General features: G+C 52.4%; 17 protein-coding genes, 13 tRNA genes, 2 rRNA genes and 1 other annotated feature. Of the genes, 25 read left to right on the top strand and 7 right to left on the bottom strand.

What is annotated here, in order from left to right; genetic code table 11:
- Positions 1–7 precede the first annotated feature (7 nt).
- Together NST69_RS02520 and NST69_RS02525 are read left to right on the top strand one after the other, a co-directional pair.
- On the top strand, positions 8–1,804 hold the full coding sequence (locus tag NST69_RS02520; protein WP_342548401.1) for an ABC transporter ATP-binding protein: 1,797 nt from the start codon (positions 8–10) through the stop codon (positions 1,802–1,804).
- A gap of 59 nt (positions 1,805–1,863) precedes the next feature.
- The gene (locus tag NST69_RS02525) at positions 1,864–2,388 is read left to right on the top strand and encodes a hypothetical protein (protein WP_342548402.1); all 525 of its coding nucleotides are present in this window, start codon (positions 1,864–1,866) and stop codon (positions 2,386–2,388) included.
- A gap of 58 nt (positions 2,389–2,446) precedes the next feature.
- Here NST69_RS02525 and NST69_RS02530 read toward each other — a convergent pair whose 3' ends face one another.
- Positions 2,447–3,643 (bottom strand): nucleotidyltransferase family protein, encoded by a 1,197-nt coding sequence (locus tag NST69_RS02530; RefSeq protein ID WP_342548403.1) that lies wholly within the window; start codon positions 3,641–3,643, stop codon positions 2,447–2,449.
- A gap of 228 nt (positions 3,644–3,871) precedes the next feature.
- Here NST69_RS02530 and NST69_RS02535 point away from each other — a divergent pair, with 228 nt between their 5' ends.
- Positions 3,872–4,573, top strand: a complete 702-nt coding sequence (locus NST69_RS02535) for a DUF554 domain-containing protein (RefSeq protein WP_342548404.1) — start codon at positions 3,872–3,874, stop codon at positions 4,571–4,573.
- A 33-nt stretch (positions 4,574–4,606) separates the two neighbouring features.
- On the opposite strand, the gene NST69_RS02540 is transcribed toward NST69_RS02535, so the two are convergent.
- Both NST69_RS02540 and NST69_RS02545 read right to left on the bottom strand, forming a co-directional pair.
- Positions 4,607–5,023 carry a hypothetical protein gene (locus NST69_RS02540; RefSeq protein ID WP_339253665.1) on the bottom strand — a complete coding sequence of 139 codons (417 nt, stop codon included), beginning with the start codon at positions 5,021–5,023 and terminating at the stop codon, positions 4,607–4,609.
- A gap of 164 nt (positions 5,024–5,187) precedes the next feature.
- The gene (locus tag NST69_RS02545) at positions 5,188–6,135 is read right to left on the bottom strand and encodes an NADP-dependent oxidoreductase (RefSeq protein WP_342548405.1); all 948 of its coding nucleotides are present in this window, start codon (positions 6,133–6,135) and stop codon (positions 5,188–5,190) included.
- Positions 6,136–6,337: 202 nt separating this feature from the next.
- Between NST69_RS02545 and NST69_RS02550 the strand changes: the two genes are divergently transcribed.
- Together NST69_RS02550 and NST69_RS02555 are read left to right on the top strand one after the other, a co-directional pair.
- Positions 6,338–6,778, top strand: a complete 441-nt coding sequence (locus NST69_RS02550) for a HEAT repeat domain-containing protein (RefSeq protein ID WP_340955992.1) — start codon at positions 6,338–6,340, stop codon at positions 6,776–6,778.
- Positions 6,779–6,879: 101 nt separating this feature from the next.
- Positions 6,880–7,452: a hypothetical protein gene (locus NST69_RS02555; RefSeq protein WP_342548406.1), complete on the top strand. Its 573-nt coding sequence runs from the start codon at positions 6,880–6,882 to the stop codon at positions 7,450–7,452.
- Between the two features lie 137 nt (positions 7,453–7,589).
- Here the strand turns inward: NST69_RS02555 and NST69_RS02560 are convergent, their stop codons facing one another.
- Positions 7,590–9,128 (bottom strand): AMP-binding protein, encoded by a 1,539-nt coding sequence (locus tag NST69_RS02560; protein ID WP_342550060.1) that lies wholly within the window; start codon positions 9,126–9,128, stop codon positions 7,590–7,592.
- A 281-nt stretch (positions 9,129–9,409) separates the two neighbouring features.
- Between NST69_RS02560 and NST69_RS02565 the strand changes: the two genes are divergently transcribed.
- A complete protein-coding gene (locus NST69_RS02565) occupies positions 9,410–9,967 on the top strand; it encodes a GNAT family N-acetyltransferase (RefSeq protein ID WP_342548407.1) in 558 nt (185 codons plus the stop codon).
- Positions 9,968–10,074: 107 nt separating this feature from the next.
- Entirely contained in the window at positions 10,075–10,791 is a 717-nt protein-coding gene (locus NST69_RS02570) for a hypothetical protein (protein ID WP_076081927.1), read from the top strand.
- A 199-nt stretch (positions 10,792–10,990) separates the two neighbouring features.
- On the opposite strand, the gene NST69_RS02575 is transcribed toward NST69_RS02570, so the two are convergent.
- The gene (locus tag NST69_RS02575) at positions 10,991–11,116 is read right to left on the bottom strand and encodes a DUF4023 family protein (protein WP_076081926.1); all 126 of its coding nucleotides are present in this window, start codon (positions 11,114–11,116) and stop codon (positions 10,991–10,993) included.
- 398 nt (positions 11,117–11,514) lie between these two features.
- On the opposite strand from NST69_RS02575, the gene NST69_RS02580 reads away from it, so the two are divergent.
- The 17 genes from NST69_RS02580 (at position 11,515) to NST69_RS02660 (ending at position 20,671) form a co-directional block, all read left to right on the top strand.
- Positions 11,515–13,075: ribosomal RNA gene (locus NST69_RS02580) — 16S ribosomal RNA — on the top strand.
- A gap of 235 nt (positions 13,076–13,310) precedes the next feature.
- A 23S ribosomal RNA gene (locus tag NST69_RS02585) occupies positions 13,311–16,234 on the top strand.
- Together the 16S and 23S rRNA genes with 13 tRNA genes alongside form the textbook arrangement of a ribosomal RNA operon.
- Positions 16,235–16,460: 226 nt before the next feature.
- Positions 16,461–16,546: a sequence feature (5S ribosomal RNA rRNA prediction is too short), on the top strand.
- 87 nt (positions 16,547–16,633) lie between these two features.
- Positions 16,634–16,709: transfer RNA gene (locus tag NST69_RS02590), tRNA-Asn, on the top strand.
- 3 nt (positions 16,710–16,712) lie between these two features.
- A tRNA-Ser gene (locus NST69_RS02595) sits at positions 16,713–16,802 on the top strand.
- 37 nt (positions 16,803–16,839) lie between these two features.
- Positions 16,840–16,914, top strand: a tRNA-Glu gene (locus NST69_RS02600).
- Positions 16,915–16,934: 20 nt separating this feature from the next.
- Positions 16,935–17,010, top strand: a tRNA-Val gene (locus NST69_RS02605).
- 32 nt (positions 17,011–17,042) lie between these two features.
- Positions 17,043–17,119: transfer RNA gene (locus tag NST69_RS02610), tRNA-Met, on the top strand.
- Positions 17,120–17,123: 4 nt separating this feature from the next.
- Positions 17,124–17,201 (top strand) — tRNA-Asp (locus tag NST69_RS02615).
- Positions 17,202–17,296: 95 nt separating this feature from the next.
- A tRNA-Gln gene (locus NST69_RS02620) sits at positions 17,297–17,371 on the top strand.
- A gap of 26 nt (positions 17,372–17,397) precedes the next feature.
- Positions 17,398–17,473 (top strand) — tRNA-Lys (locus tag NST69_RS02625).
- Between the two features lie 16 nt (positions 17,474–17,489).
- A tRNA-Leu gene (locus tag NST69_RS02630) sits at positions 17,490–17,573 on the top strand.
- A gap of 7 nt (positions 17,574–17,580) precedes the next feature.
- Positions 17,581–17,655: transfer RNA gene (locus tag NST69_RS02635), tRNA-Gly, on the top strand.
- 10 nt (positions 17,656–17,665) lie between these two features.
- Positions 17,666–17,742 (top strand) — tRNA-Arg (locus NST69_RS02640).
- A 10-nt stretch (positions 17,743–17,752) separates the two neighbouring features.
- Positions 17,753–17,826: transfer RNA gene (locus NST69_RS02645), tRNA-Pro, on the top strand.
- Between the two features lie 17 nt (positions 17,827–17,843).
- A tRNA-Gly gene (locus NST69_RS02650) sits at positions 17,844–17,914 on the top strand.
- A gap of 785 nt (positions 17,915–18,699) precedes the next feature.
- Positions 18,700–19,653, top strand: a complete 954-nt coding sequence (locus NST69_RS02655; RefSeq protein ID WP_036731198.1) for a WYL domain-containing protein — start codon at positions 18,700–18,702, stop codon at positions 19,651–19,653.
- A gap of 175 nt (positions 19,654–19,828) precedes the next feature.
- Entirely contained in the window at positions 19,829–20,671 is an 843-nt protein-coding gene (locus tag NST69_RS02660) for a hypothetical protein (protein ID WP_051478491.1), read from the top strand.
- Positions 20,672–20,866: 195 nt separating this feature from the next.
- Here the strand turns inward: NST69_RS02660 and katA are convergent, their stop codons facing one another.
- The gene (gene katA / locus NST69_RS02665; RefSeq protein ID WP_340955987.1) at positions 20,867–22,321 is read right to left on the bottom strand and encodes a catalase KatA; all 1,455 of its coding nucleotides are present in this window, start codon (positions 22,319–22,321) and stop codon (positions 20,867–20,869) included.
- Between the two features lie 348 nt (positions 22,322–22,669).
- Positions 22,670–24,286, bottom strand: coding sequence for an alpha-glucan family phosphorylase (glgP, locus tag NST69_RS02670; protein ID WP_340955986.1), 1,617 nt, complete (start codon positions 24,284–24,286; stop codon positions 22,670–22,672).
- A 292-nt stretch (positions 24,287–24,578) separates the two neighbouring features.
- On the opposite strand from glgP, the gene rbsK reads away from it, so the two are divergent.
- On the top strand, positions 24,579–25,517 hold the full coding sequence (gene rbsK / locus NST69_RS02675; RefSeq protein WP_340955985.1) for a ribokinase: 939 nt from the start codon (positions 24,579–24,581) through the stop codon (positions 25,515–25,517).
- Positions 25,518–25,521: the final 4 nt, after the last annotated feature.

Here is a 25,521-nt window from a genome sequence, read left to right on the forward strand (position 1 = left end):
TGGGTCCATGCAAGCCATAATCTACTACGTCCGGCAGCTTCAGCGGTTGTCGGGCATGAAGCTGTATCTTAATCTGTTTGGCATGGTGATCAGCGGTCTGCTGGAGAGCTCTGCCATTCTGCTGCTGGTTCCCATGCTCGGCATGGCCGGCATTCAGCTGGGCGGCGCGGCGGCGGGCTATCATCTTCCCATGCTCGGATTCATCAGTGAGCTGCCGCAGTCCACAGCGCTGCTGCTGGTGCTGGGCAGTTATGTTCTAATTGTGCTCTGCCAGAATCTGATCGCAAGGTTCGTGGCGATCCGCAATGTCGAGATTCAGCAGACCTATGGCAGGCAGCTGCGGGTTGAGGTCTATAGCGCATTGCTGCGGGCGCAGTGGTCTTTTTTTCTGAGAAAACGCACCTCTGATCTGATCAATATGATGACCACCGAGCTGGCCAGAGTCCTGGCGGGTATCAGCGGCTTCCTGCAGTTTCTCACGTCGCTGTTGTTCACCCTGGTGCAGATTGCCTTTGCCTTCTGGCTGTCCCCCAAGATGACACTCGCGGTTCTCGTCTGCGCGGCGCTGCTGTCCATCTTCTCCCGGCGGTTCATCCGTAAGGCAAAGAGGCTGGGTAGCCGCAGCACAGAGCTGGGCAAGACGTATCTAGGCGGCATTACCGATCAGTTGAACGGAATCAAGGATATCAAAAGCAATAATCTGGAGCAGTCCCGCCTCGAATGGCTGCATGTCTTCACCGGCGAGGTGAAGCAGGAGCAGCTTGACTACACGCGCCTGCGCTCTAACTCCCAGCTCCTGTATAAGCTGTCTTCCACGCTGCTGATTGCCGTATTTATCTTCGTATCCTTCCGGTTCATGCAAGTGGAAGGGCCGAATCTGCTGCTGGTCATTCTCGTCTTCACCCGGTTGTGGCCGACCTTTTCGACGCTGCAGTCGCTGCTGGAGCAGCTGGCCTCAGTAGTGCCATCCTTCAAACAACTGCAATCGCTGCAGGAAGAATGTCTGGCCGCTGTCGAGCATGAACCGGATCAAGCCGGAGAACGGGTGCTGCCTATGACGCTGGAGCAAGGCCTTGAGGCCCGGAATGTCGATTTCCGTTATCATGCGGACGAGCCGCAATATTCGCTCCAGAACGTCAATGTGCGGATTCCCGCCCGGCAGATGACGGCGATTGTCGGACGTTCAGGCGCTGGCAAAAGCACGCTCGTCGATCTGCTCATGGGACTGATGCAGCCGGAGAACGGGGAGATTCTGGCGGATGATCAGCCGGTCAGAGGGGAGCGGCTGCTGTCCTACCGGAGGTCCATCGGATATGTGGCACAGGACCCGTTCCTGTATAACGCGACCATCCGCGATAATCTAATGATGATCAAGCCGGATGCGGAGGAAGCGGAGCTGTGGGAGGCGCTGGAATTTGCTTCCTCGGCGGACTTCGTCCGCAAGCTGCCGGACGGACTGGATACACTGCTCGGCGACCGGGGTGTCCGCCTGTCGGGCGGGGAGCGGCAGCGCCTGGTGCTGGCGCGCGCCATTATCCGCAAGCCGTCGATACTGGTACTCGATGAGGCGACCAGCGCGCTCGACACCGAGAACGAGCAGCGGATTCAAGAGGCGCTGGAGCGGATCAAGGCTTCCGTGACCGTCATCGTCATCGCCCACCGCCTGTCCACGATCCGTGGAGCCGATCAGATTCTGGTCATCGACCAGGGCCGGGTCATCCAGCAGGGTGTCTACAGCGGTCTGGCTTCGGAGAAGGGCGGCATGTTCAGCCGATTGCTGAAGGGCCAGGAAGAGGCAGGGTAAGGGTATACCTTAAACGCGAATGTAGGCGAAAAACCGAACACATTCGGTGCTGAGTGGGAGTGTGGTCCAAATGTAATCGAAAAACCGATTACATTGGCGAGCGCAGAGGTTATGGTCCGAATGTAATCGAAAAACCGATTCCATTGGGCGAGCGCAGAGGTTATGGCCCGAATGTAATCGAAAAACCGATTACAATAGGCGAGCGCAGAGGTTGTGACCCGAATGTAATCGAAAAACCGATTCCATTGGGCGAGCGCAGAGGTTGTGACCCGAATGTAATCGAAAAACCGATTCCATTGGGCGAGCGCAGAGGTTGTGGCCCGAATGTAATCGAAAAACTGATTACATTGGATGGGCGCAGAGGTTGTAGCCCGAATGTAATCGAAAAACCGATTCCATTGGGCGAGCGCAGAGGTTGTAGCCCGAATGTAATCGAAAAACCGATTCCATTGGGCGAGCGCAGAGGTTGTGGCCCGAATGTAATCGAAAAACCGATTACATTGGATGGGCGCAGAGGTTGTAGCCCGAATGTAATCGAAAAACCGATTACATTGGCTGACCGCCACCCGGCTCCGAAACCGTAAAAAGGCAAGTGCTGCTAATCTAACGCAGCACTTGCCTTTTTGGTATGGCTGTCCCTGCCTACATCTCCTTCTCCGCGCCCGTCACCTTCCGCCAGCTCCACAGCAAAGGCCGCAGCGGGAAATACAAGAAATGCAGCGGCTTCGGCAGCGGCAGGGTCTTGGCATCCGCTGCATAGGGATAGAGGAAGCTGGCGGAGCGGAGCATCCGGCTTCGGGTGGATAGAATGCTTGGAAGGTACCGGTTGAAATGCTGCTCCACCTCCGGCTCCAGCGGAGGGGTATTCAAATTCACGATGCGCGGGAGATAGAACAGAATGTCCTGTGCGAGCCTGCGGGCCTTGGGGTTGTCCATCATCGGGGACAGCGCCGGGTCAACCGGCGTCTCCAGCAGCTCTCTGGCCAGAATCAGCGTCTGTCCTCCTATGGCGTTGTGATCATAGTGTTGTAGTAAGCGGACTAGCTTAGCGGAATCGGGCGGCTGCTGTCCCATTAGCAGCATCTTGATGTCCTGCAGCCATCTCAGCCGGGACCAGGCATGTCTGGCACCGTGTACAGCCAGGAACATGAACAGATCCTCCGGCCCCAGATAGCGGACATTCTGGCCGAAGGTGCTGCTGGTCCGCGAATGACGCCAGAGCTCGTCGAACGCAGGCTCTTTGGCGGGCCCTGGTCCTAACCGCCAGTGCAGCTCAAGGTTGACATTACTGACAGGATGCACGAACGTTGAGTGATGCTCCCGCCATTTCCAGTCGCCAAGCAGGCTCTCGAACTTGTCTTCCTTCTCATAGCCCAGCCGGATCAGCAAGGTTTCGGCATCCTCCAGCTGTTCCATCGGCACCAGGAAGTCGAGATCCCGGGAGGTGCGCTGCGACAGGTCTCCGTACAGCTCCTGCCCAAGCACCGGCCCTTTGAGGAACAGACAGCGGATATTCAGCTCGGCCAGCTGACCTGCGATATTGCTCATTTCGCCGCTAAGCTGGAGCATCTGTACCGTATTCCTGCGGTATTGCCATTTCAGCTGCTCCAGAACGTCAGAAGGGATCACCTGCTCCTCCATCTTGCTCAGCCTGGAATATAGGTAGGGATACACCCTGTGCTGACGGTTCAGCTCCACGAATAAGTCCCAGTTCACCTCTGTGAACAACTGCGGATGCTTCCGCGCCGTCTCATCTGGACTTCCGGAATTCAGTAGTGCAAGAATAAGGTGTACTTCCTTGGTTAAGCTTGCCTGATCAAGAATCTTCCGGTCAGTCATAGGGACGCTCCTTATCTGAGTTGTGAACAGATCCGCACCGGATTTGTTCTATTAAAAGAACGATATTAGTGAGCGTACCATCGATAACCGAAATTTGTCAATTTTTCGCCAGGTGCGTCACGGAACTTATCATTCCTGCCAGTAGAGAATCATCTTGACTCCACGGGGACGGCTGCCCTTATAATGCAGATTAAGAGAGAAAAGAATCGACGGGAGAGTTGCTGAGGAATGGTACTGCTCGGAGCAATCGTGAATGGAATAGCAATAATTGCCGGAACTCTGCTGGGCAAGCTGCTGGAGCGGATACCGGAGAGTATGAAGAACACCGTGATGCAAGCGATTGGACTGGCGCTTATGCTTCTTGGGGTGCAGATGGGCCTGAAAAGCGGGAATTTCCTCATTGTCATCCTAAGTCTGGTGATCGGCGCTGTAGCCGGGGAGTGGATCAACATTGAAGACAAATTCACCCGTGCGGGCGATTGGCTGGAGCGCAGAGTAGGTGCCGGCGGACAGGGGAGTATCTCGCTGGGTTTTGTCACGGCAAGTCTGGTGTTCGTTGTAGGGGCCATGGCTATTCTAGGCGCACTGGACAGCGGCATCAAAGGCAATCATGAGATTCTCTACGCTAAATCCATTATGGACGGATTCATTGCCATGATTCTGACTTCTACGCTGGGCATCGGAGTGATGTTCTCGGCCATTCCTGTTGTTCTGTATCAAGGGGCCATCGCTTTACTGGCTACGCAGATTACCCGGTTTGTGCCTGATGTGCTGCTGAGCGACTGTATTGCAGAGATGACCGCTACAGGCGGGGTGATGATTATCGGCATCGGGCTGAACCTGCTCGGGATCACCAAGATCAAGGTAGCTAACCTGCTGCCCGGTATCCTGGTGGCTGTACTGCTGGTTGTGCTGGTACATAACTTTTAAGTGAATTGAGGGAGGATCTTTTCTGCTTGAGCTTCAATGAACCTGCTTGCGTCTCTCGTTGATCGAACTAACCCACTGCTGAGTTTGATCTACTTTCCAAGCGGCGCATTCCTCCTGTTCTCCGTCTGTGTATGTAATTCTTAACAGTGGCTGACCGGCCTTCCCGGTTTTGCCGAGATGTGCAGTGGCTGTATCAACACTTAGGATAGATTTCAGCGGGAGGATCAGGCTTCTGGCGGGCAGATACATTTCCCATATCAGATCGTCCTTCAACAGAACAAGCCAGCCATTACCCCGGATTTGTCCCTGACCCAGTGTAGAGCGGCCATAGAAGTTGGCAAGACGGTCCGAGACAATAATCGTCTGGTCCTGCAACTGGCGGCGGATTCGCAAGATCCTGACACTTACTATGATTGCAGCAAGCAACAGTACTGTGAATACAATGATCATTGTAATGTCAATCAGCCCCTTACCTGATTCGAGATTATTCGTTGTACAGCTTCTATGAGGAAATTATCATATGCTGTGGCCGACGGAAATGAGGTTGCGCACAGTATAGTCAGGTGCGCTCGCATGGCTACAGCTAATGCTCCGGATGTTCCTCTTTTATCCCTCTATTCTTTGATTACAATAGCAATAACACCCCGCGCCTTTCCGCTTGCGCTAAGCGTATGAGCAGTGCGCAGCCCTTCTTCACTAAGTGGAAAAGCACCGCCGATCAGCGGCTCCAGCCTCCGCCCTGCCGTCAGCCGGGCCAGCTCGCTCAGCTGGTAGGGATCGGCAGCGGGAGACAGATAAGCTGTTATAACTCCCTGCTGTGCTGCCAAGGCCTGATCAGGCTGTTCAGCAGTGGAGATCAGCCTTCCGCCTGGAGCCAGTACTGCGAAGCTTCTGTTTAGCACACTGCCTCCTGCGGTATCAATCACCACATCGATGCTCTGGCCCAGAATCGCGGCAAAATCCTGCCCGCCGCTGTGAATCGCCTGATCGGCCCCGAGGCCCCAGGCAACATCCAGCTCATCACCGCCGCTGACGGTAGTAATCACCGTAGCGCCCCGGAGCTTGGCCAGCTGTACCGCGAAGCTGCCGATTCCGCCAGTACCGTCCTGCACCAGCACGCGGTCCCGGCTGGAGACCTTGGCGGCAGCCAGCGCCTGCCAGGCGGCAAGCCCGGCAGCGGGTAACACCCCGGCTGCTGCGAAGGATAACCCCGGGGGCTTAAGTGCAAGCTGATCCTCCTTGGCACACGTGTATTCCGCGTAACCTCCGCTCTCGGCAGCAGGCTTCAGACCGAATACCTCGTCGCCAGGCTTGAAGCGGCTCACCGCTGCGCCGGTGTCCGCAATGATTCCGGCTACAACAACGCCTGGAATGAATGGACAGACAGCAGGGCGTTCCCCGCTGACATTCCTTGCTTCATCCAGTATTCTGCAGTCTGCCGGATTAACCGAGGTCGCATACATCTCAATCAGCACCTCATGTTCACCCGGAACAGGTAGAGGAATATCTATTTCTTTTAAGCTCCCGGACGAGTCGGACACTTCTAAGGCAATGGCTTTCATCTATAATGAGCCTCCTTTTTCGGCTGGCGGATGATTTGGTACATACTATACGCATACGGCTTCCGTTAGTCAAAATCCGTGGTTCCAAGTCTTTTTCCATGAATGTTTGGACAAAAGATTGAAATCAAGCAGCGCAGTACGGTAGAATTGCACTAGGTAACGTTCTATATATCAGATTTAACCAAGAAGGGGATTGTAACGCTTGAATAATGAAGAAGTAATCCAAGAGCTGCCAGAGAACTATGACGAACTGAAGAGAGCCGCCGGCCGTTCCGCAGACTGGAGAGCGCGTCTTGAAGCGGTAGAAGAGCTGGGCCGCTACAAGCACAAACAAATTATCGATATCCTTAATCGCCTGATGATCAGCGATCCTGTATATACCGTGCAAGAAGCTGCATATAACAAGCTGGTGGCTTTTGGCGAAGAGGTCAAGGTTCCATCGAAGAACAAAGCTGAACTGTTCAAAGGGGTATCCAAGATTATTCTGCGCATTAAGAAGAGCCTGCCCAAGGACCATTCTTACGAAGAGTTCAAAGAAAAGCTGAAGAAGATGCGGGTTGATATCTACGATGCCTATGAAGGCGAGAAGGGCGCGGATTTCGATCAGTGGCTGGAGAAGATGTGGGCTTCGGCTGCCAAGTAACCAGTCTCAAATAACATAGTTAATTAGCATGGCAGCACCAAGCGGAGAGATAGGGGCGTTCCTTATCGCTCCGCTATATTTTTGTGAGAAAGGATGATTACATGCTTACGGTTACATTTCAGGAATTCCTTAAGCTGTCCACGCAGCTGCGTCCCGGGTACACCGCCAGTCTGGGGAAGGCTCCGGCAGGGGGCAGTGAGGCGATATTAGAGTTTACACCCGAAGTTCCTGCGCTTCTGCGGGTGGTCTATGATACTGTTCTTGGAACAGGCGGCGCTGAGGAAGATCCCAGTCTGCTGGAGTTCATTCCGGGCTACCGGCTGATTCATATCGGGGAATACGGCCATGAAGTGAAGATACTGTCAGGGATTCTGCAGGAGAAGGGATATACCGGCGGTGGAACCGTGTTGCCGCTGCTGACCAACTATGGAAGTGATTATATCTGCTATTACCGCTCTGAAGAAGGGGTGGAGCGGATCTGCGATCTGCTGCACGACTACGGCGATTTGGTGGTAATGTACGATTCGCCGGAGAAGTTCCTGGAGACGCTGTGCGAATTCTATAAGCAGGAGGTCTACTTTCTGGATGAGGAAGGCTACCTGGACTGCGATCTGGTAAAAGAAGGCGAAGTAGGCACAGCGCTCAACCCGGAGGCGGAATATTGGTCCGAGTAAGGTACGCACTGCACGCTTAGGCGTCCAAAAACACAAAAATCCCCGTCCTGCATCACTGTAGGAACGGGGATTTTAAGGTTCTAAGCTGGTGGGGAGAGCTACCTGCTTGCAGTACTCCCTTGACTGAAGAGCTTCTGCTACTGGTTAGCCTTCTTCTCCTGCTCACGCAGCTCGATTCTGCGGATCTTCCCGGAAGTGGTCTTCGGCAGATCCGTAATGTATTCGATTTTGCGCGGATACTTGTAGGGAGCGGTCTGCTCCTTGACATGGGCTTGCAGCTCTTTGGTCAGCTCCGGTGTTCCGGCATGGCCGTCCTTGAGTACGATAAAAGCTTTGACGACTGACCCGCGGATCTCATCCGGGCTTGCGACCACAGCACATTCCTTAACGAGGGTATGCTTCATTAGCGCCTCTTCGACCTCGAACGGCCCGATCGTGTAGCCCGAGCTGATGATGATGTCATCGCCGCGCCCCTCGAACCAGAAATAGCCGTCCTCATCCTTGCGCGCCCGGTCGCCGGTTACGAAATACTCTCCATGTGAGCAGTTCGCTTTGCGCTCGGGATCTTTATAGTAGTTCTGGAACAGAGCAGGCATGCTCAGATGTACGGCGATATCACCAACCACTCCGGCCGGCAGCGGATGTCCATCCTCGTCGATCACCTCGACAATGCCCGGAGCAATCGATTTGCCCATGGAGCCGACCCGGATCGGTTCATCCTTCAGCGCTGCGATGATGAGTGTGCTCTCTGTTTGTCCGTAGCCGTCACGGATTGTAATATTGAAGTGTTGCTGGAATGTATGAATGACTTCCTGATTCAGCGGTTCACCGGCGGATACGGCGCAGCGCAGATTGGACAGATCGTACTCTGCCAGGCCCTCAGTCTTCGCCATCAGGCGGTATTCAGTCGGAGTGCAGCATAATACCTGAATCCTCTCGTCTTGCAGCAGCTGCAGGTAGCGCTCCGGATGGAAGGCTCCGTTATAGACGAAGCCAGTTGCCCCGTTGCCGAGTACCGTTAGGAATGGACTCCAGATCCACTTCTGCCAGCCCGGTGCGGCTGTAGCCCAGACCGTATCTGATTCACGGATATCGAACCAGAGGGAGGAAGTGATCCGCAGATGGGCATATCCCCAGCCGTGCGTGTGAACTACTGCTTTGGGATTGCCGGTGGTTCCGGAGGTATAGGCCAGAATGGCGATATCATCGCGGCGGCTGGCAACCGTAGGGTAAGAATCAGCTTGTCCTTCCATTAGACCTTCCAGGTCAATCCAGCCTTCTTCAGCCTCAGCCTCACCGCTGGAGACGGACAAGCGGTAGTCCAGTGCGGGCAGATCGTCGGAGATTTTGTTCACTTCTCCGGTAACCTCAGACCAGACAATAACAGCCCGCGCTTCGGAATGGCGCAGCCGGTACGAGAGATCCTTCGCCCGCAGCATTTCAGACGAAGGAATAACAGCCAGTCCCAGCTTCAGGCAGGCCAGATATATCGCATAGGCGATGATGCGGCGGGGGACCATGACCAGGACCCGGTCGCCTTGCGTAAGTCCGAGACCGGCCAGTCCGCCGGCGAGACGGTTAGCCTGAGCCATGAGCGCACCATAGGTGATTTGCTCCAGGCTCCCATTTTCATGTAACCATTTAATTGCAAGCTTATCTTCAGGATGCTGCTCCATTTCCGAAGTGAGATTGTAGAATTCAGGTGCGATCCAACGTTGATTATCCAAATGAACCTCTCCTATATAAGTGTGATGATGTATCTGTTGACTACAGTATAGCACGTTCTCCTAGTACCAGATGCTAATCGGCTCATAGGGAAGCGGAGAATGTTCTGTGACAGTCTTTATTTTGAAGCATCTTGAAGCGTTCAGAATCCCTGAAGGTATTTTTAACCGGATAAGGGAACCATACATTAGAGCCCTTCACGCAGCGAAGCGGCAGAAAGCAGGCCATTGCAATGGACGAGAATACAGTGATCGATGAGACATTTATTAATGAAGGAAGTATTAGTGAAGCAGAATTCAATGAAATATTCGCTATCATGGAAGCCTCTTTTCCGGTAAGTGAGCTTAGAACCCGCAGCGGGCAGCAGGCTTTGCTGGATCAGCCGAATTATCATCTGTATACCAGCAAGGATACGGAGGGGCGGATACTGGCTTTTCTGGCGGCATGGGAATTACCCGAACTGCGGTTCATCGAGCATATTGCCGTGAATCCCCAGCGCCGGAGCGGAGGGATCGGCCGCAAGCTGATGAGCAGCTACCTTATGCGTTCGGACAAGCCGGTGCTGCTTGAGGTAGAACCGCCGGACGGGGAGCTGGAGCAGAGAAGAATCGGATTCTATGAGCGGCTGGGCTTTTACCTGAATCCCTATGACTATATGCAGCCGCCGCTGCGTACGGGGCAAGCCGATCTTCCGCTGCGCATTATGACCTACCCGGAGCCGGTGACGATGAAGGAGTTCCTCCATTTCAGAGATGTTTTGTACACAGAGGTGTATGGGGTGAGCATTTGAATTACTTCTTTACAATCCGGATACAAGTTAGAAACAAGTTAATGGTTTAATAAGTCTATAGCAAGGAACACACACAACAATATCACAACTAAGGGAGACGATATTCAATGAAAAGCAAAAAAATGATCATAGCAACGATGGTATTCGGAATGGCCGTTACAGGTTCAGCAGGGGTCTACGCAGGAACGAATATGCAGAAGATCAGCGCTTATCTTAATCACGGAATCGGGTTCAAAGTGAACGGAGCGGCCTATACCCCAGTCGATAACAACGGCAAAACGATGGCGCCAATCACTTATAAGGATACGACGTATCTTCCGGTCCGGGCGATGGCAGATGCACTGAAGGTGCCGGTGACATTCAATGCCTCCACGAATGAAGTTATCCTTGGGACTGGAACAGGGGCCACAGCGCCTGATAATGGTTCATCTGTGAAGCTGACGGCCGTACAGTACAGTGCAGCGCAGAAGGAGCAGATTGCTAAGGCGTTTGCGAACTTCCAAGGTTTTGAGACAGCCTATGCTCCGACACAGATGGTCAGCGGAGATGCCTTCCAGAAGGTTGCGGGCGGCGATGACGGCGTAAGCTTCCTGTTCAATAAAATGCGTGTAAATGTCTCGCCGCGTGACTATTCCGATGGTTATGACAGCAGTACAGTGAAGCTCTCCAATGGAACAGAAGCGAAATGGTACACTCCTTCGGATACGCCAATGCTGACCTTCAAGCTCGCAGACCGTTTTGTAACCATCAGCTCCGCTGACAAAGCTCTTAGCAAAGCACAAATCGAGAAAGTGGCTGTAGGCGTAACGAAACTAAGCAAATAATTACTACTGCTTCTATAGAATAGAATGCAAAAGGGATGTCCGCAGAGCCGTAACTGGCCGCGCAGACATCCCTGCTTTGTTTTAAAATAGAAGAGTGGATACGTTTCACGCTATACATTATCCTTCTATTTCTCGCTGAAACGGTACCGTCCTTTAAAAGACGGCAAAGCCGTTTCCACTTGTGGCATGCTTGTCACTGTTATTTGTTAGAGCTATGCTGTTTATTGGCCAGTCTTGCTCCAGGAGTTCCTTTACCGCGTTTTCTGTTCTTTAGCGCTTTACGCTGATTCTCCTGGAACTTCTCCACGAATTCATGAGTGTCCATAACAATCCCCCTAGAAGGTTAGATGACGTAGGCTTGAGGCTTCCAAGCATACGTTTAGATATTCGGTTATTCTGTCCATTTGCGGTGCATATCATTCTAAACTTATGGTTGAAAAAATGCTTGCAATGAATCTCTATACGTGATATATTCTATTTCTGGCCGCGAAACATCAACGCCTGGCTCGAACAAGAAGTTAAAAAAAGAGCTTGCATTGATCGGCTGGATGTGATATATTATAAGAGTTGCTGGTGACGACAACATCGTCGCTAACAACGAGCTTGATCTTTGAAAACTGAACAACGAGTGAGTATCTGGAGATCGCTTCGGCGAGATCCAAAAATGAGAATGTAAATTCTCGTCAGATGTTTCAAAATGAGCAATCGCTCTTTCTAAATACCAATTTGGAGAGTTTGATCCTGGCTCAGGACGAACGCTGGCGGCATGCCTAATACATGCAAGTCGAGCGGAGTCTGAAAGGAAGCTTGCTTCCTTTCAGACTTAGCGGCGGACGGGTGAGTAACACGTAGGCAACCTGCCCTCAAGCCTGGGATAACTACCGGAAACGGTAGCTAATACCGGATAATTTCTTTTTTCTCCTGAGGAGAGAATGAAAGGCGGAGCAATCTGCTGCTTGGGGATGGGCCTGCGGCGCATTAGCTAGTTGGTGGGGTAACGGCCCACCAAGGCGACGATGCGTAGCCGACCTGAGAGGGTGAACGGCCACACTGGGACTGAGACACGGCCCAGACTCCTACGGGAGGCAGCAGTAGGGAATCTTCCGCAATGGGCGCAAGCCTGACGGAGCAATGCCGCGTGAGTGATGAAGGTTTTCGGATCGTAAAGCTCTGTTGCCAGGGAAGAACGTCCGGTAGAGTAACTGCTACCGGAGTGACGGTACCTGAGAAGAAAGCCCCGGCTAACTACGTGCCAGCAGCCGCGGTAATACGTAGGGGGCAAGCGTTGTCCGGAATTATTGGGCGTAAAGCGCGCGCAGGCGGTTATTTAAGTCTGGTGTTTAAACCTTGGGCTCAACCTGAGGTCGCACTGGAAACTGGGTGACTTGAGTACAGAAGAGGAAAGTGGAATTCCACGTGTAGCGGTGAAATGCGTAGATATGTGGAGGAACACCAGTGGCGAAGGCGACTTTCTGGGCTGTAACTGACGCTGAGGCGCGAAAGCGTGGGGAGCAAACAGGATTAGATACCCTGGTAGTCCACGCCGTAAACGATGAGTGCTAGGTGTTAGGGGTTTCGATACCCTTGGTGCCGAAGTTAACACAGTAAGCACTCCGCCTGGGGAGTACGGTCGCAAGACTGAAACTCAAAGGAATTGACGGGGACCCGCACAAGCAGTGGAGTATGTGGTTTAATTCGAAGCAACGCGAAGAACCTTACCAGGTCTTGACATCCAACTAACGAAGCAGAGATGCATCAGGTGCCCTTCGGGGAAAGTTGAGACAGGTGGTGCATGGTTGTCGTCAGCTCGTGTCGTGAGATGTTGGGTTAAGTCCCGCAACGAGCGCAACCCTTGACTTTAGTTGCCAGCAGGTCGAGCTGGGCACTCTAGAGTGACTGCCGGTGACAAACCGGAGGAAGGTGGGGATGACGTCAAATCATCATGCCCCTTATGACCTGGGCTACACACGTACTACAATGGCCGGTACAACGGGAAGCGAAGCCGCGAGGTGGAGCCAATCCCAGCAAAGCCGGTCTCAGTTCGGATTGCAGGCTGCAACTCGCCTGCATGAAGTCGGAATTGCTAGTAATCGCGGATCAGCATGCCGCGGTGAATACGTTCCCGGGTCTTGTACACACCGCCCGTCACACCACGAGAGTTTACAACACCCGAAGTCGGTGGGGTAACCCGCAAGGGAGCCAGCCGCCGAAGGTGGGGTAGATGATTGGGGTGAAGTCGTAACAAGGTAGCCGTATCGGAAGGTGCGGCTGGATCACCTCCTTTCTATGGAGAATCGTCTTCTGCAATGAAGACATTCAAATCTTAAATCTAGCCGGTCGGCTAGTTACTCACTCGTTGGTCAGTTTTGAGAGTTTAAGCTCTCATCTTTAAACTTGATCCTTGAAAACTGGATACCGAAACGAATTTGCGTTTTAGAACATCTTTTAGCTGAAACTTGTGTAAGCAAGTGGAAATAGTTATTAGTTGCTACCGTGATTTTCCTAACGGAAAACACATTGGTTAAGCTACTAAGAGCACACGGAGGATGCCTAGGCGCCAGGAGCCGACGAAGGACGTGGCGAACAACGAAACTGCCTCGGGGAGCTGTAAGCAAGCTTTGATCCGGGGGTGTCCGAATGGGGAAACCCAGCTGTGGTAATTCGCAGTTACTCATTTCTGAATACATAGGAAATGCAGAGGCAGACCAGGGGAACTGAAACATCTAAGTACCCTGAGGAAGAGAAAACAATAGTGATTCCGTCAGTAGCGGCGAGCGAACGCGGAACAGCCTAAACCAAGGGGCTTGCCTCTTGGGGTTGTGGGACGTCTCACATGGAGTTACAAAGGAATATGGTAGGTGAAGAGGTCTGGAAAGGCCCGCGATAGAGGTAAAAGCCCTGTAGCCTAAACTGTGTTCTCTCCGAGACGGATCCCGAGTAGTGCGGGGCACGTGAAACCCCGTATGAATCCAGCAGGACCATCTGCTAAGGCTAAATACTACCTGGCGACCGATAGTGAAACAGTACCGTGAGGGAAAGGTGAAAAGCACCCCGGAAGGGGAGTGAAATAGAACCTGAAACCGTGTGCTTACAAAAAGTCAGAGCCCTCTTTATGGGTGATGGCGTGCCTTTTGTAGAATGAACCGGCGAGTTACGTTTAACATGCAAGGTTAAGGTGAGAAGCCGGAGCCGCAGCGAAAGCGAGTCTGAATAGGGCGACTAAGTATGTGGACGTAGACCCGAAACCGTGTGATCTACCCCTGTCCAGGGTGAAGGTGCGGTAACACGCACTGGAGGCCCGAACCCACGCATGTTGAAAAATGCGGGGATGAGGTGGGGGTAGCGGAGAAATTCCAATCGAACTCGGAGATAGCTGGTTCTCCCCGAAATAGCTTTAGGGCTAGCCTCGGTGAATGGAGTGGTGGAGGTAGAGCACTGATTGGGTGCGGGGCCCGCAAGGGTTACCAAGCTCAGTCAAACTCCGAATGCCATTTACTTCTTGCCGGGAGTCAGACAGTGAGTGCTAAGATCCATTGTCAAAAGGGAAACAGCCCAGACCATCAGCTAAGGTCCCCAAGTGTGTGTTAAGTGGGAAAGGATGTGGAGTTGCACAGACAACCAGGATGTTGGCTTAGAAGCAGCCACCATTGAAAGAGTGCGTAATAGCTCACTGGTCGAGTGACTCTGCGCCGAAAATGTAACGGGGCTAAACACACCACCGAAGCTATGGCTAGATGCTTTGCATCTGGGGTAGGGGAGCGTTGTATGTGGGTTGAAGGTGTACCGTAAGGAGCGCTGGACAGCATACAAGTGAGAATGCCGGTATGAGTAACGAAAAGATCAGTGAGAATCTGATCCGCCGAAAGCCCAAGGTTTCCTGAGGAAGGCTCGTCCGCTCAGGGTAAGTCGGGACCTAAGGCGAGGCCGACAGGCGTAGTCGAAGGACAACAGTTTGAAATTACTGTACCACCGTAATCCGCTATGAGCGATGGGGTGACGCAGGAGGGTAGTGACGCGGACTGATGGATGTCCGTCTAAGCAGTGAGGCTGGTGTGCAGGCAAATCCGCACATCATTAAGGCTGCTGTGATGGGGAGCGAAAATTATAGTAGCGAAGGTCATGATCTCACACTGCCAAGAAAAGCCTCTAGTCAGGAGAAGGTGCCCGTACCGCAAACCGACACAGGTAGGCGAGAAGAGAATTCTAAGGCGCGCGGAAGAACTCTCGTTAAGGAACTCGGCAAAATGACCCCGTAACTTCGGGAGAAGGGGTGCCTCGGTAGGGTGAATAGCCCGAGGGGGCCGCAGTGAAAAGGCCCAAGCGACTGTTTAGCAAAAACACAGGTCTGTGCGAAGCCGCAAGGCGAAGTATACGGGCTGACGCCTGCCCGGTGCTGGAAGGTTAAGGGGAGCGGTTAGGAGCAATCCGAAGCTGTGAACCGAAGCCCCAGTAAACGGCGGCCGTAACTATAACGGTCCTAAGGTAGCGAAATTCCTTGTCAGGTAAATTCTGACCCGCACGAATGGCGTAACGACTTGGGCGCTGTCTCAACGAGAGATCCGGTGAAATTTTAATACCTGTGAAGATGCAGGTTACCCGCGACAAGACGGAAAGACCCCATGGAGCTTTACTGCAGCTTGATATTGAATTTGGGTACGATCTGTACAGGATAGGTGGGAGCCGTGGAGGCAGGAGCGCAAGCTTCTGCGGAGGCGCCGTTGGGATACCACCCTGATCGTATCTAGGTTCTAACCTAGTGCCCTCATCGGGTACGGGGACCGTGTCAGGCGGGCAGTTTGACTGGGGCGGTCGCCTCCTAAAGAGTAACGGAGGCGTTCAAAGGTTCCCTCAGAATGGTTGGAAATCATTCGCAGAGTGCAAAGGCATAAGGGAGCTTGACTGCGAGACCTACAAGTCGAGCAGGGACGAAAGTCGGACTTAGTGATCCGGTGGTACCGCATGGAAGGGCCATCGCTCAACGGATAAAAGCTACCCTGGGGATAACAGGCTTATCTCCCCCAAGAGTCCACATCGACGGGGAGGTTTGGCACCTCGATGTCGGCTCATCGCATCCTGGGGCTGAAGTAGGTCCCAAGGGTTGGGCTGTTCGCCCATTAAAGCGGTACGCGAGCTGGGTTCAGAACGTCGTGAGACAGTTCGGTCCCTATCTGTCGTGGGCGCAGGAAATTTGAGAGGAGCTGTCCTTAGTACGAGAGGACCGGGATGGACGTACCGCTGGTGCATCAGTTGTTCCGCCAGGAGCATGGCTGAGTAGCTACGTACGGACGGGATAAGCGCTGAAAGCATCTAAGCGTGAAGCCCCCTCAAGATGAGATTTCCCAGTATGTAAGACCCCTTGAAGACGACGAGGTAGATAGGTTGGAGGTGGAAGTGCAGCAATGCATGGAGCTGACCAATACTAATCGGTCGAGGGCTTATCCAAAAAAATACCCCAAAAAGTGACGATGAAGCTGACGAAGCGGATTCCGAGTACTTTCCGGGGGCCCCGTAAGAAGGGCAAACGCAGATTCATTTCGGATTCAGTTTTCAGGCGATCAAGCCTGGCAGGATGTTAAACCGATGGTTTGATATTTTCTGTAGCGATTATTTTGGAAGGTTGATTATTTTCCTGAAGAAATTCAGGGAGTAAGCCGACCGGAAAAAATCCGTTTGGTGGCGATAGCGGAGGGGTTCCACACGTACCCATCCCGAACACGACCGTTAAGCCCTCCAGCAATGCATGGAGCTGACCAATACTAATCGGTCGAGGGCTTATCCAAACTTTTAACACGCAGATTCGTTTCGGATTCAGTTTTCAGGCGATCAAGCCTGATATGTATATTCCCTGATAGCTCAGTTGGTAGAGCACTCGACTGTTAATCGAGTTGTCACAGGTTCGAGTCCTGTTCGGGGAGCCATATGGAGAGGTGTCCGAGTTTGGCCGAAGGAGCACGATTGGAAATCGTGTAGGCGCCACAAGCGTCTCGAGGGTTCGAATCCCTCTCTCTCCGTAGCGTTACTTTTCACTGAATACTTTTTACACAGCATGGCTCGTTGGTCAAGGGGTTAAGACACCTCCCTTTCACGGAGGTAACATGGGTTCGAATCCCATACGAGTCACCATTTTTTTGGAACTGATACATGGAGGCTTAGCTCAGCTGGGAGAGCATCTGCCTTACAAGCAGAGGGTCGGGGGTTCGAACCCCTCAGCCTCCACCATCTATCTTAACCGAATAGATAATATTCAATGACGCGGGGTGGAGCAGCCCGGTAGCTCGTCGGGCTCATAACCCGAAGGCCGCAGGTTCAAATCCTGCCCCCGCAACCAATTTGGAACCGTGGTGTAGTTGGCCTAACATGCCTGCCTGTCACGCAGGAGATCGCGGGTTCGAATCCCGTCGGTTCCGCCATTTTAATTGGTATTAAGACATGAGGGATTGAGCATCCTATATCTCGAAGTATAGAGTATCCATCCGATTCCGTAGTATTTTGCTAATTATAATATTGGGGATTAGCCAAGCGGTAAGGCAACGGACTTTGACTCCGTCATTCATAGGTTCGATTCCTATATCCCCAGCCATCTTTTTTGGATTGTTTCTCTTATGAGAGCCATTAGCTCAGTTGGTAGAGCACCTGACTTTTAATCAGGGTGTCGAAGGTTCGAGTCCTTCATGGCTCACCATTTTCTTGTAACGTGTGCGCGTGTGGCGGAATGGCAGACGCACCAGACTTAGGATCTGGCGTTTCACGACGTGGGGGTTCAAGTCCCTTCACGCGCACCATGTTTTTGCGGACGTGGCTCAGCGGTAGAGCATCGCCTTGCCAAGGCGAGGGTCGCGGGTTCGATTCCCGTCGTCCGCTCCATATAGATTTTGCGCCCTTAGCTCAGCTGGATAGAGCGTTTGACTACGAATCAAAAGGCCGGGAGTTCGAATCTCTCAGGGCGCGCCATTATTACTAACGGGATGTAGCTCAGCTTGGTAGAGCACCTGGTTTGGGACCAGGGGGTCGCATGTTCAAATCGTGTCATCCCGATATTTCATTTCACCTATGCGGGTGTAGTTCAATGGTAGAACTTCAGCCTTCCAAGCTGATAGCGTGGGTTCGATTCCCATCACCCGCTTATATCTGTATCACGTGAGTCCGTCATCCCTATGGGGAAGGCGGACTTTTTTGCTATTTGGAAATGTATGCGAAAAACAGAACACATTGGGCTGATATAAGTGCGCGTGTCCCATTGTATGCGAAAGTCCGAATACAATCTGCTCCTTTGCGATGAAAGGATGGGGCCCCATGCTCCACAGCTCGTAACATTGTTTAGAATTCCTGCAAGAAATGCAGCAATACTGCCCAATAGAAGCGACCGATGCTGAAATCCTGCAAGAAATGCAACAAAGCCAGCGCTAAGTTGCTCTAATCACCGGAATTCCTGCAATTGATGCAACAATATAGCGTAGCCCGTAACATTTTTAGAGAAATCCTGCAAGATATGCAACAATGCGGCTATTCAACCGGTCGGTGAGAGAAAATGCTTAGAATTGGTAAGAGATAGGAAGTGGAAGCATCGCCATTATCGCCATTAAAGTAAGAAGCAAATCAGAACGTGGTCAATGACCGAATGTAATCGAAAAACCGAACACATAGAACTCAGAGTATCTGTGAGCCAGAGCGCTAAGGGCTGAAGTTGTCAAATGGCCGTCAGAAGGCAGAGAGATGGAGAAAAGTGAGCTTCGTGTACGAGTGGTATAGAGGCAGCAGTATCATTCAGCCGCTAGGGTGATTTGTTGTAAGGGCTGGAATGTTGCAATAGTATGGGAGGGCGTTATGTTTCTATAGAACTGATATAGTATAACTATTGGACTATTGGATCATAGGCAACACTTACTTGGAAGCTGAGGAGCATTTGTTATGACAGACAAAGTAATACGGATTTTCAGAATCATTAACGCCATTCAGTCGAACCCGGGGATTACCGCAGCAGACTTGGCTTTTAGGTGCGAGGTGAATATTAGAACGATCTACAGGGATCTTGAGGTGATCAGCCACTTTGCACCGGTTACGAATGAGGGAAGAGGCACGGGCTACCGGTTCATGGGCAAATTCTTTTTATATCCGCTGGATTTCTCGGAGCAGGAGTCGCTGGCGTTCTCTTTGCTGCCTTCTGTGCTGAATCCGGATAGAATCCCGCCGGGTTTTCATTCTGCTTATGACAAGGTGATGGGGACTCATCTGAAGGAGAAATCGCGGCAGAATGGTCTGCTGGAGAATATCGCGGATATTATTCAAATGGGTACCCCTGCCTACCGCAAGGAGAGCCGGAACTTCCTGCAGCCGCTTATTGGAGCCATTCTGGAGCAGCGCAGCATCCGGACGGTATACCACTCGCAGTCACGCAACGCCACTACAGCGCGGAAGATTGATCCTTATTATCTGATCCCGCGGGATCAGCGCTTTTATCTGATTGGCTATTGCCATCTGAAGGGCGCAATTCGTACGTTCCGGATCAGCCGGTTTGAACAGGTCGAGATGACGGCTTCCACTTTTGATAAGGGGAATTTCAATATTAAAAAATATCTGAAAAATACCTGGTCGATCAACCGGGGGACCCGGAATGTCACGTTCAAGGTACGATTCGATCCGGAGGTGGCGCGTTACATTAAGGAAGAGGAGCTGTTCGTACAGCCGCGGATGAGCGAAGAATGTGATGGAACGCTGCTGTTCGAGGTCACGGTTAATAATGAGAAGGAGTTCATCAAGTGGATTCTGCAGTATGGCCCGAATGCTGAGATTCTGGAGCCGGAGTCGGCCAGGGAGCGCTTGAAGGAGCAGCTGGAGCAGTGGCTGGATGTGTATCAGCAGTAGCCACAGACTACGATATTACATAATATGGAATAAAAATGTCGAAAAGGTTAGATTGAATAGCTCAACTGGAGAATAAAGGCTTTTTTAGAGATATATATGTCGGGAATGAATTGACCGGAGCGGTGAAGCAGGTTATTATTGGAATATAATGGAATGATAGGAGGCAAGATAGAAATTGCTGGAACTGGATGGGATGAATGAAGACTCTTTGACAGACATGCTTAAAGTCTCGTTCTCATGGGAGAACTGGACGGCAATTCTCGAGATTTCAGACAAGCTCTTTGAACTTGCAGTTCTAACCTACGGCTCCCATCGACAGGGTGCAAAGAAGTATTATTTGAAAAAAAATATAGCGTATTATCTCGGCTACAGTGCGTGCATGAAGGGGATTGCCTATCAAAAGCTCGGTAACCTCGCTGAATCAAGAAAGTGTATAGGCTTGTATTCGGATTTGAGCTGGATCACGGATGTGGATCAGGAAGCTGCCGTAGAAGTGGAATACTACAGGAACATTGCGATAGCCAACACCTTCGTCATTGATCTGCTGGAAGGAAAGGTTGAAGTTCTCCCTGATTATGTTGAATTCATTCGTACAGGGGACCAGGAGGAGCTGCTTGCCTGCTTGATTACTGTGCTGGAATCGGCCATTAAGTACAACTTTTCTATCGACTGGGTACTGGATGAATTCAATGAGCCATTGAAGGAACTAAGCTGCAGAGAGAAGCAGGAAGATATCAGATACTACATAGACTACATGCATCTTAGTGCAATTTATTTGTATAAAAGGGAGAAAATTCATGATGCAATTAATCTGACTCTCTATATTTTGGTAATAAGTAGTAAACTTTATGACGGGACAGGCTTTAGGAAGATTGTGTCGTTTTATGAACATATCCGAAGCCATGCGACCGCAGAACAACAAGAATCTTATCAAAATGTAATGAAAAATATCTTAGAGAGGGAGTTTTTAAAAGATGAAAAAGGCGATCTCGTTATTAACAGCCGTATTGCTGATTAGTGCAAGCGTAGTGGTAACAACGGCAAGCGCAGGCGGCCACTTATCCGCATCCTCTGGCAATATCTCTATTAACAATCACGGAGCAGGCCACTAGTCTAAAATCTCTCTGTCTCATGAATCTGGAAATATAAGCTGCATATCATGCAAAAAAGGGGTAAGCGACGATGCTTATCCCTTCTTTGCTGTGGATAGAGGTTACTCTGTTACAGCCAAACCCAATCCTTCTGCAATTCGCCGGCCAAACTCCGGATCGGCTCGGTAGAAGTGGCCAATCTGGCGGAGCTTGATCTCCTCGGACTCCACTGGAGTCATCGCGCCGACAATATTGCTCACGAGCCGGGCACGCTCCTCTTCACTGAGCAGACGGTACAGGTCACCCGGCTGAGTGTAGTGATCGTCATGGTCATAAGACACGCTGTCCGCCTGGCCGGAGACTTCAAAAGCAGCCGCTTTATGCGGCGCTGACTCGGTTGCCCCGCCGGAGCTGTTGGGCTCGTAGTAGACGGAGCCTCCCCCGTTATTCGTAGCATTCATCGCGCCGTCGCGCTGATTATTGTTGACCTCTGCGATAGGCCGGTTAATCGGCAGGTGGTTATGGTTCGCTCCTACCCGGTAGCGGTGGGCATCCCCGTATGCGAACAGGCGGCCCTGAAGCATTTTATCTGGAGAAGCTTCTATGCCTGGAACGAACGAGCCGGGGGAAAAGGTAGCCTGCTCCACTTCGGCGAAGTAATTCTCAGGATTGCGGTCCAGCACCATGCGGCCTACCTCAATCAACGGATAATCCTTCTGCGACCATACCTTGGTTACATCAAATGGATCGAAGCGGTAGGTGTCGGCATCCTCCACAGGCATAATCTGGACATGCAGCCTCCAGGCAGGGAAGTCTCCAGTATCAATGGCGTTGAACAAATCCTCTGTATGATAATCCGGGTTCTCCCCGGCTAGCTGTGCAGCCAGCTTAACATCGAGGTTCTTGACGCCCTGCTCTGTCTTGAAGTGATATTTCACCCAGACGGCTGCACCTTCGGCATTCACCCACTTGAACGTATGGCTGCCGAAGCCATGCATATGGCGGAGAGTAGCCGGGATGCCGCGGTCGGACATCAGTATCGTCACCTGGTGCAGAGACTCGGGGGAGAGGGACCAGAAGTCCCAGACGGCATTAGGGTTCTTCAGATGGGTCTGCGGATGGCGCTTCTGGGTATGGATAAAGTCCGGGAACTTGATGGCATCACGGATGAAAAAGACAGGCGTGTTATTGCCGACCAGGTCGTAGTTGCCTTCCTCAGTGTAGAATTTCACAGCAAAGCCGCGCGGATCGCGCACAGTATCGGATGAACCCAGCTCCCCGGCTACGGTAGAGAAACGGATGAACATCGGGGTGCGTTTGCCGACCCCCGACAAGAAGGCAGCCTTCGTATAGTGGGAGAGATCATTGGTGACTTCAAAATAACCATGGGCACCGGCGCCTTTGGCATGAACGACACGCTCAGGCACACGCTCACGGTTAAAGTGGGCCAGCTTCTCCAGCAGATGGACATCCTGCAGCAGCACGGGGCCACGGGCACCGGCGGTCATTGAATTCTGGTTGTCACCTACGGGGGCGCCCCAGCTTGTCGTTAGCTTGTTGTTATTGTTTGTGGTCATGAACACAATCACCTCGTATAGGATTTGATTTTAGAATAAGTATAAATATTATAATAGCAAGAATTTAAATAAAATCAATCCTTTTTTATAATTATTATAATTAAGTGTATGCGGGAGAAGATAGATTCATGATATGAGCGATGGTCTGCGGGTGAGAAATAAAGCTCCATTAAGAGCAGCGTGAAGATGGGCATAATGAGGCCGGATGAAGCTACAAGTAGCGGTATGGGAAATGTCAGGAGGGCCTAAAAAACTCCCGCCCGCAGCAGCGGACAGGAGGGGGATTCGTGAACAGTAACGGAGCAGCAGCAACTGGATGCGGGTGACAGGAGCAAAAACTACTGTAAGTTAGCTTGGGATATACATACGGTTATAGTATTCATCCAGCATGCGCTTGGTGGCGAACTCGGTGCGGGTGGTCTCGATGCTGCGGTGCATCATCTGCACCCACTTGGCCTGATTCTCATAGAAGACCGGGAGGACGCGGTTCAGAAGGGTCTCGTACAGTGCATCGCTGTCATGCTGGTCAAGCACCGCAAAGTCGGTAGTCTCGAAGCCGTCGCCGATCTGCCAGCCGTTCTCGCCGTCGATGCAGGCCTCCGGCCACCAGCCGTCCAGGATGGAGCAGTTCAGAACGCCGTTCATGGCGGCCTTCATCCCGGAGGTTCCGCTGGCTTCGAGCGGTCTGCGCGGATTGTTCAGCCAGATGTCAGAGCCGCGGGTCAGCTGGGCTCCGATGGTCATATCGTAGTTCTCCAGGAAGACTACGCTCTTCGGATATTTGCGCATCATGGCTACAAGGTTGCTGACGATCCGCTTGCCGTTGTCGTCCAGCGGATGCGCCTTGCCGGAGAACACAATCTGAATCTTGCCGCTCTCCAGGTACGGCTCTATAATGTCCGGCTGGGAGAAGATCAAGTCACTGCGCTTGTAGGGAGCGGCGCGGCGGGAGAACCCGATCAGCAGATGCTCTGGATTCAGGGCGATCCTGGAGCGTTCTTCGATGAAGCTGATCAGCTCCTGCTTGATCTCCTTGTGCACGGCCCATAGGTCGCCGCCCTCCTCAAAAGCACGGGTCATCCGCTCATCTACCCAGGTAGGGGTGTGAATCGCATTGGTGATGCCGATGATCTCGGATCTGCCGGCGACTTCCTTCCACATCTTGTTGGCAGTATCGGCATGAAGCTGGGCGACCGCATTCGAGATCCGCGACAGCCTTAGACCGGCGACGGTCATATTGAACGGCTCCCCGCCAATCCGCTCCATCTGGGAACGGGTTAGGCCATTGAATGCACCCATGTACTCCAGCCGGTCCAGCGGATGGGTCTCGTTGCCTTCCTTAATCGGTGTATGTGTAGTGAACACAACCTCTTCCCGTGTAGCCTTCCAGGCTTCTTCAAAGGTACTGCCGCCGGACATCTTCTCCCGGATCAGCTCGATTGCAGCGAGCGCCGCATGTCCCTCGTTGAAGTGATAGACATCGATCTTAATTCCTAGAGCGCGCATGGCTTTGACGCCGCCGATGCCCAGCACGATCTCCTGGGCTATCCGCTCTTCCCCGAACCAGCCGTAGAGCTGGCCGGTAATCCAGGCATCACTGTTCTCCGGGATATCGGTGTCGAGCAAATAGAGCGGACGATTACCGAAATGGTCGGTTCTCCACACTTTGCAGACCACATCGGTCTTTCTGACTTTTACCGTGACCTTGACACCCGTATCTTCCAGGAAGTCGTACACATAGTTGTGGTAAGAGTCGTAGGGGTTGCCGTCCGCATCAATCTTCTGGTCCGTGTAGCCCTGTTTCCATTTGAGTCCGATGGGGATGATGGGTGCCCCGATATCCTGCGCGCCCTTGATGTAATCTCCGGCCAGAATGCCCAGGCCTCCGGCGTACATTTTGAAATCGGAATGCAGTCCATACTCCATGCTGAAATAAGCTACTGACGGTAAATGGTTCTCGCTCACGTGATAAGCCTCCTAAATGCGATTTAGATAATAACGAGTTGCTGCAGGCTGTATCTAAGATGCAAACGTTTGCCCCATGAGGCAGGACGGGCTCTGGAAGCGATTGCACCATCATTCTAGCATACTTATTCTTAAAAAGCACAGCGGAGTTTCGGTGACAACTGGCTGCCTGCGGAGCCGATAAATAAAATTTGATAAACCTGCCGGAAGGCCATAAGATAAGGGGAGTAAAAATGTACAAGCTTCATCTAAACCATAAAGCAAACAATAAACCAAGTGGTGGTGTAAAGGATTGAGTATAGTCGTAATTGGAAGTCTGAATATGGATATGGTCGTGCGGGCAGAGCGCGCGCCGGAGGCGGGTGAGACCTTGTTCGGTCAGGGGTTCGCTCTGTCTCCGGGCGGAAAAGGGGCCAATCAGGCCGTTGCGGCGGCCAGGCTGGGCGCGGATGTGACGATGATCGGCAGAGTGGGAAAGGATGCTTTTGGCAGCGGGCTGCTGGAGATTATGGAGCAGGAGCGGGTTCATACCGAGTATATCTCGCTAAGTGAATCCCAGGCTACAGGGGTGGCTTCCATTGTGGTCGACGGGTCCGGTGAGAACCGGATCATCGTAGTGCCTGGCGCGAATGTGGAGATGAAGCCGGAGGATATTGAAGCACTTGAGACAGTGATCAGCGGAGCCGGGATCGTGGTGATGCAGCTGGAGACGGATCTGGCGATGTGCAAGGCTGCGGCAGTCCTGGCGTACCGGCAGGGGATTCCGGTGATTCTTAATCCGGCTCCGGCCCAGCCGCTGAGCGATGAGCTGCTGCACCATATTACCTACCTGACTCCGAATGAGACAGAGGCGGGGATTCTGGCCGGTATCGCTGTGGAGAGTGTGGAGGATGCAGAGCGTGCGGCCCGGATAATGCTGTCAAAAGGGGTACGGCACGTCATTGTAACGCTGGGGTCCAAAGGGGCGCTAATCGTGGACGCTGCCGGAAGCCGGCATGTCCAAGGGTTCCCTGTGCAAGCGGTAGATACGGTGGCAGCCGGAGATTCCTTCAACGGGGCGCTGGCCTGGCAGCTGACCTGCGGCAGGACGCTGGAGGAAGCAGTCCGCTTCGCCAATGCTGTCGGTGCGCTGGCGGTGGGCAAGACGGGGGCGATTGCTTCTCTGCCCAGACTGGAAGAGGTGGAGCAGTTCCTGCGGACAGCTGCTAATGCAGAGCCACAAGACCTGTAGACCC

Source organism: Paenibacillus sp. FSL P2-0089 (assembly GCF_038595095.1).
GTDB classification, from domain to species: domain Bacteria; phylum Bacillota; class Bacilli; order Paenibacillales; family Paenibacillaceae; genus Paenibacillus_AQ; species Paenibacillus_AQ silagei.